The sequence below is a fragment of the Flavobacterium aquidurense genome (assembly GCF_002217195.1).
GTDB lineage: Bacteria > Bacteroidota > Bacteroidia > Flavobacteriales > Flavobacteriaceae > Flavobacterium > Flavobacterium frigidimaris.
Map to the genome: position 1 here is coordinate 37,017 of NZ_MUGR01000010.1, position 12,871 is coordinate 49,887.

General features: G+C 34.8%; 10 protein-coding genes. 8 read left to right on the forward strand and 2 right to left on the reverse strand.

Annotated elements, in window-relative coordinates; genetic code table 11:
- Positions 1 to 201: 201 nt before the first annotated feature.
- Positions 202 to 3,048, forward strand: a complete 2,847-nt coding sequence (polA, locus tag B0A67_RS06320; protein ID WP_072954388.1) for a DNA polymerase I — start codon at positions 202 to 204, stop codon at positions 3,046 to 3,048.
- A gap of 9 nt (positions 3,049 to 3,057) precedes the next feature.
- Positions 3,058 to 4,191, forward strand: a complete 1,134-nt coding sequence (locus B0A67_RS06325) for a hypothetical protein (RefSeq protein WP_072954391.1) — start codon at positions 3,058 to 3,060, stop codon at positions 4,189 to 4,191.
- A gap of 43 nt (positions 4,192 to 4,234) precedes the next feature.
- On the opposite strand, the gene B0A67_RS06330 is transcribed toward B0A67_RS06325, so the two are convergent.
- Positions 4,235 to 5,263 (reverse strand): LacI family DNA-binding transcriptional regulator, encoded by a 1,029-nt coding sequence (locus B0A67_RS06330; RefSeq protein ID WP_072954395.1) that lies wholly within the window; start codon positions 5,261 to 5,263, stop codon positions 4,235 to 4,237.
- Positions 5,264 to 5,459: 196 nt separating this feature from the next.
- Here B0A67_RS06330 and B0A67_RS06335 point away from each other — a divergent pair, with 196 nt between their 5' ends.
- From B0A67_RS06335 to tsf, 6 genes are all read left to right on the forward strand, one after another.
- Positions 5,460 to 6,209: a ferritin-like domain-containing protein gene (locus B0A67_RS06335; RefSeq protein ID WP_072954399.1), complete on the forward strand. Its 750-nt coding sequence runs from the start codon at positions 5,460 to 5,462 to the stop codon at positions 6,207 to 6,209.
- 26 nt (positions 6,210 to 6,235) lie between these two features.
- The gene (locus B0A67_RS06340) at positions 6,236 to 7,048 is read left to right on the forward strand and encodes a ferritin-like domain-containing protein (RefSeq protein WP_072954402.1); all 813 of its coding nucleotides are present in this window, start codon (positions 6,236 to 6,238) and stop codon (positions 7,046 to 7,048) included.
- Between the two features lie 193 nt (positions 7,049 to 7,241).
- On the forward strand, positions 7,242 to 7,697 hold the full coding sequence (rplM, locus tag B0A67_RS06345) for a 50S ribosomal protein L13 (protein WP_007808911.1): 456 nt from the start codon (positions 7,242 to 7,244) through the stop codon (positions 7,695 to 7,697).
- Entirely contained in the window at positions 7,697 to 8,083 is a 387-nt protein-coding gene (gene rpsI / locus B0A67_RS06350; protein WP_007808909.1) for a 30S ribosomal protein S9, read from the forward strand. Before rplM ends, rpsI begins: the two co-directional genes overlap by 1 nt.
- A 246-nt stretch (positions 8,084 to 8,329) precedes the next feature.
- Positions 8,330 to 9,130: a 30S ribosomal protein S2 gene (gene rpsB / locus B0A67_RS06355; protein WP_072954405.1), complete on the forward strand. Its 801-nt coding sequence runs from the start codon at positions 8,330 to 8,332 to the stop codon at positions 9,128 to 9,130.
- A 137-nt stretch (positions 9,131 to 9,267) separates the two neighbouring features.
- A complete protein-coding gene (tsf, locus tag B0A67_RS06360; protein WP_072954408.1) occupies positions 9,268 to 10,230 on the forward strand; it encodes a translation elongation factor Ts in 963 nt (320 codons plus the stop codon).
- Positions 10,231 to 10,670: 440 nt separating this feature from the next.
- On the opposite strand, the gene B0A67_RS06365 is transcribed toward tsf, so the two are convergent.
- The gene (locus B0A67_RS06365) at positions 10,671 to 12,788 is read right to left on the reverse strand and encodes a M3 family metallopeptidase (protein ID WP_084074450.1); all 2,118 of its coding nucleotides are present in this window, start codon (positions 12,786 to 12,788) and stop codon (positions 10,671 to 10,673) included.
- Positions 12,789 to 12,871 lie beyond the last annotated feature (83 nt).

Below are 12,871 nucleotides of genomic sequence, written 5' to 3' on the forward strand. Positions count from 1 at the left end.
TTCTACCATATAAGTGATATAAGCTCATTTAATTTTATCACCGAAATGTTAGACGCGCTGCTGTGCGTCTCTGCAATGCATTGCATCTTTACAGAGCGTACGCTGCTAAAATGAACTTATATTACTTATAGGATAAAATTTTTCTGTTTTGATTAATTTTTGAAACCCAATTGTTTATTTTTACAGACTAATATTTTTTATATGTCAACTCAAAAACGTCTTTTCCTTCTCGATGCTTATGCTTTAATATTTCGTGGTTATTATGCTTTCATAAAAAATCCGCGCATCAATTCAAAAGGAATGGATACATCAGCGATTATGGGTTTTATGAACTCTCTTTTGGATGTTATTAAACGTGAAAAACCAGATCATTTAGCTGTAGCCTTTGATAAAGGAGGAAGCCAATTGCGTAACGAAATATTCCCTGAATACAAAGCAAATCGTGATGTTACACCCGAAGCAATCAAAATTGCCGTACCCTATATATGTGAGCTGTTAAAAGCCATGCACATTCCGATTATTCAGGTTGAAGGTTTTGAAGCCGACGATTTAATTGGAACCATTGCCAAACAAGCCGAAAAAGAAAACTATAAAGTTTTTATGGTAACTCCTGACAAGGATTTTGCTCAATTGGTTTCTGAGAACATCTTCATGTACAAACCAGCCCGTATGGGTAACGGAATAGAAATTTGGGGTGTTCCCGAAGTATTGGCAAAATTTGAAATCGAACGTCCTGAGCAGGTAATTGACTTTCTTGGAATGATGGGTGACGCCGCTGATAATATCCCCGGACTTCCGGGAGTTGGCGAGGTAACTGCCAAAAAACTTTTAAAAGAATTTGGAACAATGGAAAACCTTTTAGCAAATACCGATAAGCTAAAAGGAAAAATGAAAGAGAATATTGAAGCCAACAAAGAAAAAGGGTTACTTTCTAAAACATTAGCCACTATATTATTAGATTGCCCGGTAACTTTTAATGAGGACGATTACGAATTAACCCGCCCTGATATCGAAAAAACCGATGCTATTTTTCAGGAATTGGAATTCAGAAGAATGGCGGAACAATTTGATAATTTATTTAAAGTGGGCGGAGGAAATGAGCTGGCAAATGCAGGCCAGCCTTCGGATGCTAAGTTGTACAAAAAACCACAACCTAAAAACGACGATCAGTTTGATCTTTTTGGAGGTGGCGCAACCACAGATGAAAGTACAGAAGAAAGAACTTCATTCTATAATACTTTAGAAAATACACCTCACTCCTACCAGGCCGTTGAAGGCGATTTAGGAATTAAATTACTGATACAAAATTTACAAAAACAGACTGCCGTTTGTTTCGATACAGAAACTACCGGTTTAGATGCTTTGCATGCTGAATTGGTAGGAATGTCTTTTGCCTATGAAAAAGGCAAAGCATTTTACGTTCCGTTTCCAGAAAATCAGGAAGAAGCTCAGATTTTAGTTGATAAATTCAGACCGTTTTTTGAGAATGAAGACATCGAAAAAATTGGTCAGAATTTAAAATACGATCTGAAAATCCTTTCTAATTATGGCGTGGTTGTAAAAGGAAAACTTTTTGATACCATGATTGCGCATTATCTGATCAATCCGGATATGCGTCATAATATGGATATTCTTGCCGAAACCTATTTGAAATATTCTCCTAAATCAATTGAAACTTTAATAGGTAAAAAAGGTAAAAACCAAATTACAATGCGCGACGTGGCCCTTGAAGAGATTAAGGAATATGCTGCGGAAGATGCCGATATTACATTGCAACTAAAAGAAATTTTTACAACAGAACTAGACAAAACAGAAACTAAAAAGTTATTTGATGAAATCGAAATTCCGTTAGTAAGTGTTTTAGCTGCTATGGAAACTGAAGGAATTCGTCTAGACGTAGAATTCTTAAGTACAATGTCGAAAGAAATGGATATTGAGATCAAATCTCTGGAAGAAAAAATATACGAAACTGCCGGTGAGAAATTCAATTTAGCATCTCCAAAACAATTAGGAGATATCTTATTTGATAAAATGAAAATTGGCGGGGCGAAACAAAAGAAAACCAAAACGGGTCAATATGCGACTGGCGAAGAAGTTTTGACTTATTTAGCCAATGACAATCCGATCGTAAAACAGATTCTGGATTGGCGCCAAATGGTAAAACTACAAAGTACTTATATTTTGGCTTTGCCGGAACAAGTAGACAAAAAAACATTACGCGTTCATACCGATTATATGCAAACTGTTGCTGCAACCGGACGTTTGAGTTCTAATAATCCGAACTTGCAGAATATTCCGATTCGTACTGAAAGAGGCCGTCAGATTCGTAAAGCTTTTGTTGCCCGCGATGAAAACCATACTTTAATCTCTGCCGATTACTCGCAAATAGAATTAAGAATTATTGCCGCTTTGAGCGGAGAAGAAAATATGATTGCCGCTTTTAAAAACGGAGAAGACATTCACAAAGCAACTGCTGCAAAAGTTTTTGACGTGCCTTTGGATGAAGTTTCACGTGAACAAAGAAGCAATGCAAAAACTGTAAACTTTGGGATTATATACGGAGTTTCTGCTTTTGGATTAAGCAATCAAACATCATTGTCCCGCAGCGAAAGCGCCGCTTTGATCGAAGCGTATTACAAAACATACCCAAGATTAAAATCATACATCCAGGAACAAATAGAATTTGCCCGCGAAAAAGGATATGTGCAAACGATTTTAGGCCGTCGTCGTTATTTAAAAGACATCAACTCCGCAAATGCCGTAGTGAGAAGTGCTGCCGAAAGAAATGCTGTAAACGCACCAATTCAGGGAAGCGCTGCCGATGTCATTAAAATCGCAATGATCAACATTCACAAAAAACTAAAAGAAGAAAACTGGAAATCAAGAATGCTGCTTCAGGTACATGATGAGCTTGTGTTCGATGTTCACAATGATGAACTCGAGAAAATTCAGCCTATGATTAAACACGAAATGGAAAATGCATTTATGATGAGTGTTCCTTTAGATGTTGAATTAGGTTTAGGTAAAGATTGGCTAGAGGCGCATTAAAAAACTGAAATGAAAAAGAAAACAATCAAATACTCCATTGCGACAATAATTATTTTGTTTTTAGTATATCAAATTAATATTGGCCTTGCTTTGGGTATTGATACTTTTTTTATAAATCTTTTTCCTCGCACAAAATTACCAAGCAAACTTGTCGGTTATAAAAATTTATCTGAAGTAAAAAAATTCGGTAATCATGATATAACATTATTTGGAAAAAGCAAAGGATATTATCCCAATATCGACTTTCAAATACTTGAAATTTCGAAAGGAGAAATTATACTTAAAGTTATAACTAAAACAGAACCTTACGATCATGGAGGAGGAAATAAAGGTGATAACTTTTTAAACACCGTATTTAAAATGGACTCCCACGGAAACATTTCCGATACTTTAAATTATAAAACTTCATCGTCAAATCAATCCGAATTTGGCGATGTTGTTTTACTAAACAAACAAATAGTTAACAAAGATCTGCTCTATTACCAAACTTGGCCAACTGACGGAAACAAAGCAAAAAAAACTTTTATCCCTGTAAACAAAGACTTAACATGGGACACTGAAAAACTATCAAAATATTATCACGACACTATTTTACCTAATTGTATTTACTTAGACAATTTTTACGCCTGGAGAGATAAGTCAATACCTGTTGACAAAAGATCATCGATCATCTATTTTACAAACAATCAATGGTATGTATTATATGGTGTCGAATCTAAAATATCTGATAATGCACAAAAACAAAGTTTTAATCAAAACAAAAAAGTTACTAACGAAAATGCCCTTGGCAAAATACCCAACGATAAAATACTGTTTAAATATTTCCAAAAATTAGATTACAATTCAAATGTCATGGGACGAACCCAAGCGAATGACTCTTATACTTACTATTATTGGAACGGGATCGCCTTTATTAATATACTTTTTGCGAATGACACGCTAAAATTCAAAAAAGAAGATATTTTTATCGATGATTATGACACAGAAGAAAAATCAATCTATGACACCGTAAAAGACAAACAAAAAGAATTGGAAAAAAGTTTAAAATCAGAATACGGTTTTTATACTCATCCTGATTTACAATTTACTTTGATCCAGGATAAAAAAGACAATAGTTTATACCTTATTAAGAAAACAAAATAAGGTATTATAAAAAAACCATTCGTTGCAGCGAATGGTTTTTTGTTTATTTAACTTTTCTTGTCGATTCTCGTTCTTTCAACTTCGTCTTAATAACGATAGTTTCATAATCTGAAGTTTCTTCTTCTGATTCTTCTAATCGTTTGATCAATTGTTTGGCGGCAACTTCTCCAATTTCAATTCCGTGTTGACTTACAGTTGTTAGACTTGGTGATAAACGTCTCGATGCTAAAATTCCGTCAGCAAAACCTATAATCGAAATATCTTCAGGTACTTTATATCCTTTTTTCAAACTTACACGTAAAGCGGCAACTGAATCATTTTCATCCAAAGCAAAAATAGCGTCAATTTTATTATCTAAGAGCGCATCAATCTTGCTCTTCATATCTTCTTCAGAATCGGTACGAAGAATAATTTTTTCGTTTACCGGAATATTATTATCCGCTAAAGCTTTCAAATAGCCATCTGCTCTTAATTTTCCAACACTTAAATTATCTACTGAAGAAATCAGGGCAATATTTTTACATCCTAAATTGATCAAATGCTGTGTTGAATTTAAAGCCGAGTCAAAATCATCTACCACCACTTTATCACATTCTACTTCATCAGCGATACGATCAAACATTACGATTGGCGTTCCGTCATTTATAATTGCTGAAAAATGTGAATAATCCTGTAATTTCTGCGCTTCTTCAGAAACTGAAAGAATAAATCCGTCGATTGTTCCGTTGCTCAACATTTCAAGTGTATGAATTTCTTTCTCTAAAGATTCATTCGAAATACACGTAATTACATTGTATCCTTTTTTATCGGCTACTTTTTCGATACCACTAAAAACCTTTGCAAAAAAGGAGTTCAATATATTAGGTATAATTACACCGATCGTTTTGGTTTTACGATTCTTTAAATTCAGACCAATAACATTCGGTTTATAATTTTTGAGTTTGGCATACTCCTTAATCTTCACCTTCGTTTGCTCACTAATTTCCGGACTGTCATTTAACGCCTTAGAAACCGTAGACACAGAAACACCTAGTTCTTTCGCAATTTGTTTTAGAGTTGCTTTAGCTTTCATTTAAAAATAATTTTATGTAATTAATACAAATATAGTAGAATTAGCGAAAATAAAACAAAAAACACCTACCAGTATTTGAAATTATAAGGCCTTTTTTAAAATAAAAATAAAAAACCGTGATTTTTCAAAACCGTACATCATAAAATTTCGTTAATACCTTAATACATGTTATTAACCTTTTTAAAAAACCTTGATTATGAAAAACGAAGTTAAAATTCATGAGGTTGACCCTTCATTGAATAACAGAAGGAGCTTCTTAAAGCTCAGCGGCTTGGCATTAGCAGGCGCAGGTCTTGTAATAGCTGGTTGCAGCAATAACGATGATGATAATAACCAACCGGAAGACACTTCATTGCCGGGAGTTAGAAATGGTGTTTTTGATTTAGGCTCTGGAGATTTTGGAGTATTAACATATGCTTATGCTCTTGAACAACTGGAAGCTGACTTTTATACTAAAGTTGTAAACGCTACAAACTTTAACAGCGCCTTTAATGATATTGAACGTCAGATCCTAACTGATTTATATCATCACGAAGTAATTCACAGAGATTTCTTTAAAGCTGCTTTATCAGGAGCACTTCCAAATCCAAGCTCACAATTACTTCCTACATTAGCGTTTAATTATGGCTCGCTTAACTTTAACAGCCGTACAGATGTTCTTGCAACAGCAAAAGCGCTTGAAGACACTGGAGTTGCTGCTTATAACGGAGCCGGAAAACTAATTAAAAGTGCCGATTATTTACTATTAGCCGGGAAAATTGTTTCGGTAGAGGCCCGACATGCAGCTGCTATCAGAAGTTTAATCAATCCTAACTCTAAGGATTTTGCCGGCGATGATATTATAAGTACATCTACTGGCTTGGATGTTGCTAAAGATCCTTCTAAAATCCTGCCAATTGCGGGAGGCTTCATTACTACAAAATTTACTGCCAAATATTTACCTTAATCTTAACTAGCTAAAACTTAGAAATTATGAATATTTTAAAATTTATAGAAACTTTTACTGATGACAGCTTAATGAGAAGCACTGGTTCAAGAAGAGACAGTTTTAATCAGTTTGGAAACATAGGAAAAACACTGGCATACGCATCCATCCCATTTGGATTATCTGCTATGGCAAATAAGGCATTTGCAAAAGATATTACTGCAACGCCGGCAACACCAATTGGCGCCCTGCAATTTGCATTGACATTAGAATATCTGGAAAACGAATTTTACGCCATGGCATTAGACTCCGGAGTAATTCCTGCATCAGAAAATGGTGGCCGTGATTTAAAAGTGTTCCAGCAAATAGCAGCACATGAGTCCAGTCATGTTAAATTTTTGATTGCTGGACTGGGCGGATCAGGAAGTGCCAATTTTGTTGCAAAACCCACTTTTGATTTTACTGTTGGCGGAACATTTAATCCGTTTGGTGACTATCAAACCTTTTTAGCATTGGCACAAGCTTTTGAAGATACCGGCGTAAGAGCCTATAAAGGCCAGGCTGGAAACTTAATTACCACACCCGATTTATTAACTGCCGCATTACAAATACATTCTGTAGAAGCCCGTCATGCTTCAGAAGTAAGACGATTACGCGGATTAAAAGGATGGATTTCTAATGACGAGAGAGGTGCAGGAATGCCAGCAGCCACTCAAGCCGTTTACGCCGGCGAAGGAGTTACCGTACAGGCAGGATTTAATACTGCTGCTGCATTTGGAGCTGCTGCAGGATCAGAAGCTTACGATGAGCCACTTACAACACAACAAGTTGTAGATATTGCCAATTTATTTATTGTTTAACACAAATAATTCTAAATATTGAACCACCTTCGCGTTATTGTGAAGGTGGTTTTTTTTTATTGTTTTAAATATAAAACTGAAACCCTGATTTTCAGCAGATAAAATATTCTTTTCAGGTATTTGGTTTTAAAATAATTAATTGTACTTTTGCATCCCCTTTATTGGGGATGGAATGTTTAATTAAAATAATATTATGGACGCATTAAGCTACAAGACAATTTCAGCAAGCAAAGCCACTGTTACTAAAGAGTGGATTGTTGTAGACGCTGAAGGTCATAACTTAGGTCGTCTTGCTTCAAAGGTTGCAATGATCTTAAGAGGTAAGTACAAACCAAGTTACACACCGCACGTTGACTGTGGAGATAACGTAATTGTTATCAACTCAGAAAAAATTAACCTTACAGGTACAAAAATGAATGACAAAATTTACATGCGTCATACAGGTTACCCAGGAGGACAAAGAACTTTAACTGCTAAAGTATTGCAATCTAAAAACCCTGCATTATTAGTAGAAAAAGCTGTAAAAGGAATGTTACCTAAAAATAAATTAGGAGCTGAACTTTTTAGAAATCTAAATGTTGTTGTAGGTTCTGAGCACAAACAAGGAGCTCAAAAACCTAGAACTGTTAACCTAAATGATCTTAAGTAATGGGAGTTATTCACAAAATCGGTAGAAGAAAAACCGCTGTTGCACGTGTATATGTTTCTGAAGGAACAGGAAAAATCACTGTAAACAAAAAAGAATTCGCAACTTACTTTCCAACTGCAACTTTACAATACAAAGTTTTACAACCAATGTCTATGACAGAAAATGTAAACAACTTTGATGTAAAAGTAAATGTTTACGGAGGTGGGTCAACTGGTCAGGCAGAAGCTGTAAGAATGGCATTAGCACGCGTTATGTGTGAAGTAAATGCTGAAAACAGAGCTATCTTAAAACCAGAAGGTTTATTAACAAGAGATCCAAGAATGGTTGAACGTAAGAAATTCGGTCAGAAGAAAGCTCGTAAGAGATTCCAATTCTCTAAACGTTAATATTACCTGTCTTGTTCAATTAGGACAAGACATGATCAATTATTTATTGAAATTAAAAAACACAGTTGTTGTTGCTCTCCTATCGAGGTAGGAAATAGTTTAGCATCTAAATGAAACTGGGATTGAAATATTAAAAGATTGAATAATTTAAAAATTACATACTGAAATTTTTAAATCTTTGAATTTTTAAATCATTGAATCCAAAACGGGACATTGCTAATCAACAGAACGTAAACTAGTACAAAAATGGCAAACAAAATAGAAGTAAAAGACTTACTAGAAGCAGGTGTTCACTTTGGACACATGACTAGAAAATGGGATCCGAATATGGCCCCATACATTTATATGGAGCGTAATGGTATTCACATTATCAATCTATATAAAACTGCAGCAAAAATTGAAGAGGCTAATGAAGCTTTGAAAAAAATCGCTGCATCAGGTAGAAAAATCTTATTCGTAGCTACCAAAAAACAAGCAAAAGACATCGTTGCTGAAAAAGCAAAAGCTGCAAACATGCCTTACATCACTGAAAGATGGCCTGGTGGAATGCTAACTAACTTTGTAACTATCAGAAAGGCAGTTAAAAAAATGTCTTCTATTGATAAAATGAAGAAAGATGGTACTTTCATGACGTTATCTAAAAAAGAGCGTTTGCAAGTTGATCGTCTACGTGCGAAACTAGAGAAAAACTTAGGTTCAATTGCTGACATGTCTAGACTACCAGCTGCATTGTTCGTAGTAGATATCAAAGCTGAACATATCGCAATAAAAGAAGCACAAAAATTAAACATTCCAGTTTTCGCAATGGTTGATACGAATTCTGACCCAAGAGAGGTTGATTACGTTATTCCTGCAAATGATGATGCTTCTAAATCAATTGACAAAATTTTATCTTTAGTTACTGCTGCTGTAATCGACGGTCTATCTGACAGAGGCTCTGACAAAGAAACTGAAGCTACAACAGAAGAAGCTGCTGCTCCTGCTGCTGTAGAAGCTGCGCCTGCTGCACCAGCTGTTGAAGCTGCTGCACCTGCAACTGAAGAATAAATCAAATTTAAATTCCAAATTTTAAATTCCAAATTCCAAATACAAAATTAAAAACGTTATGTTGATAATTTAATAAAATTGGAGTCTGGGATTTAGAAGATGGAATTTTTACTTTTAACATTAAAATTCAAAATATTATGGCAACAATTACTGCTGCAGACGTAAATAAATTAAGACAAACTACAGGTGCCGGAATGATGGACTGTAAAAAAGCTTTAGTTGAAGCTGATGGTGATTTCGATAAAGCGATACAAAACCTTAGAGAAAAAGGACAAAAAGTTGCTGCTAACCGTTCTGACCGTGAGTCTTCTGAAGGAGCTGCTGTTTCTTTTATCAATGCTGACAATACTAAAGGAGCTATCATCACTTTAAACTGCGAAACTGATTTCGTAGGTAAAAATGAGGCTTTCGTAACTTTGGCTAAAGAATTAGTAGAAAGAGCTATTAACTTCTCTTCTAAAGAAGAATTCTTAGCTTCAGATTTTAACGGAATTACTGTTGCTGAAAAATTAATCGAGCAAACTGGTGTTATCGGTGAAAAAATCGAAATCGGTGGTTTTGAAATTTTAGAAGGTGCTTTCGTTGGATCTTATGTTCACGTTAACAAAATTGCTGCATTAACTGCAATTTCTGCTGCAATTCCTAATGCTGACGTTTTAACTAAAGATGTTTCTATGCAAGTTGCTTCTATGGGAGCTGACACATTATCTTACAAAGATTTTGATCCTGCTTTCGTTGAATCTGAACTTGCTGCTCGTATTGCTGTAATCGAAAAAGATAATGAAGAAGCTAAACGTTTAGGAAAAACTTTAAAAAATGTTCCTAAATATATTTCTTTCTCTCAATTGACTGAAGAAGTTTTAAAACAAGCTGAAGAAGATGCTAAAGCTGAATTAAAAGCTGAAGGTAAACCAGAACAAATTTGGGATAAAATTATTCCTGGAAAAGTGCAACGTTTCATCTCTGACAACACTACTTTAGATCAAGAGAAAGCTTTGTTAGATCAAAACTTTATCAAAGACGATAGTAAAAAAGTTGGTGATTACGTTAAAGGATACAACGTTGAAATCACAGGTTTCAAAAGAGTTACTTTAGGTTAATATATTATTTCAATACAAAAAGCCCGAATATTAATTTATTCGGGCTTTTTTTTGTTTTAGTAATTATTGTCTTCGCTTAGGTTTATAAGATTAATAAAGAGGCCGTAATTTAAAGTTTACATCAGAACAGGAAAAATTTACCAAAGTATTTTACTTGTAAACTTACCGAAATAGCCCATGGTTGAAAACACGGGCTATGTTTGAAGATATAAATCAAATTAGGTAACAACTTTAAAATTGAGCTTTCACAAAAGTTCCTTACACCCTTGGTTTCAAACTTTGACAAAGTCTAACAAATCTGATAAACTTGTTACTAAAATCTATAATCCACAAAATCTATAATCCACAAAATCTGTGACCAAAAACTCAACCCCAAACTCCAAAAAAAATCCCCGAATAATTACATTATCCGGGGATTTCAATTTAGAAATTTAATCTTATTATTTTTTATCCTTAATCGGGAAATTTCTCGCACGCATTAAAGCATCAGACTTAGGAGCTCTTCTTCTGAAGTTCTCATAAGCTTTCTCCTGATCAATAGTATTTCCTACGCTAAAAATATCATCATAAAGACGTTTCGCCACTTCTTTATCATACGGTCCTTTTCCTTCAGTAAAAGCTTCCCAGGCATCTGCATTGATTACATCCGCCCATAAATAACTGTAATATCCTGCAGCATATCCATCTCCTGAGAAAATATGTCCGAATTGAGGAATTCTATGACGCATCACAATCTCTGATGGCATATGAAGCGCATCTAAAGTTTCTTTTTCGAATTTATGAGGATCAATAGTTTCTGTTGCCAGGTGTAATTTCATGTCGATTAATGAACTTGAAATCGTTTCTACAGTAGAAAAACCTTCACCAAAATTAGATGCTTTTTCAATTCTGTCTACTAATGATTGTGGTAACGGCTGATTGGTTTTATAATGCAAAGCAAACTTATTCAATACTTCAGGAGTCGCCAGCCAGTGCTCTAATAATTGCGAAGGAAACTCTACATAATCTCTTGCAACATTTGTTCCTGATAAACTAGGATACGTTACATTAGAACATAATCCGTGAAGCGCATGTCCAAATTCATGAAACAAAGTTGTTGCATCTTCCCAGGAAATTAAAACCGGCTCATTTGCAGCTCCTTTAATAAAGTTACAATTGTTCGAAACGATTGTAAGAACTTCACCGTCCATTTTCTGCTGATCGCGATACGCATTCATCCAGGCACCAGAACGCTTTCCTGCACGTGCATAAGGATCGAAATACCATAATCCAATCACTTTACCTGTAATCTTATTACTTACTTCCCAAACACGCACATCAGGATGATATACCGGAACATTTGTAATTTGTTTAAAGTTTAAATTAAACAATTCTCCCGCAACCCAAAACATACCTTCACGTAAGTTCTCTAATTGCAGATAAGGCTTCACTTCATTTTGATCTAAATCGTATTTTGCTTTTCTTACTTTCTCAGCATAGTAACGATAATCCCAAGGCTGAATTTTAAATTTACCACCTTCAGCATCTACAATCTTCTGCATTTCAGCAACATCCAAATGTACTTTTTCTACAGCAGGTTCCCATACTGACAACATTAAATCTAATGTCTTCTTAGGATCTTTCGCCATTTTGTTAGACAAACTCCAATCAGCAAAAGTAGGAAACCCTAATAATTTTGCTTTTTGAGTACGCAATTGCAAAATAGTAACAAGGGTTGAGTTGTTATCGTTTGCATTACCATTATCACCACGTTTCACAAAAATGTCAAATGCTTTTTCTCTTAACTCTCTGCGAGTTGAGAAAGTTAAAAATGGTTCAATAGACGAACGTGTATTAGCCACGCAGCCCATAACATCTAATTTTCTGCTTTTTGCTTCAGCGATTGCAGCATTTTTTACTTCAGCCGGCAAACCGTCAAAATCGCTTTCTGTTTTTAAGGCTACATATTGATTGTGCTCTTCTGCTAATAAATTTTGGCTGAATTTAGTAAATAGACTTGCTAATTCCTGATTGATCTTAGCTACTTTTTCTTTGTCTTTTTCATTCAATTTAGCACCCTCACGAACAAAATCAGTATAATACAACCAGATTAAACGCTGCTGCTCACTGGTCAGTTTCTTACTGTCTTTTGAGTTATACAAAGCTTCTATTCTAGTAAATAGTTTTTTGTTTTGTAAAACTTTGTCATTGAACGCAGATAGTTTTGGAGACATTTCTGTTTCTACAGCGTCAAATTCCGGAGTACTTAATGTAGAGCCGTAAATCCCGTAAACAGTATAAATTCTGGACATTGTTTTACCTGAGCGCTCTAAAGCCGCTATGGTATTATCAAAAGTTGCTGCTTTTGGATTGTTTGCAATAACATCAACCTCGTTCAGTTTTTCCTGAATCGCAAATTGAATCGCAGGCTTAAAATCCGAAACTTTGTACTCATTAAAAGCAGGAACTCCTCCGTAAGGTCCCGTCCACTTTTTAAGCAATGGATTATTGGAATTGGTTTGTGCGTTGGCCGCAAATAAAGTTGTTCCCATGAGAAAAATTGTCATTAATTTTTTCATTATCATTAATTTGATTTAATAGATTATTGTTTCAAATGTAACTAAAAATGAGCATTCAAAAAGAAATTTTAACTTTCTGATTG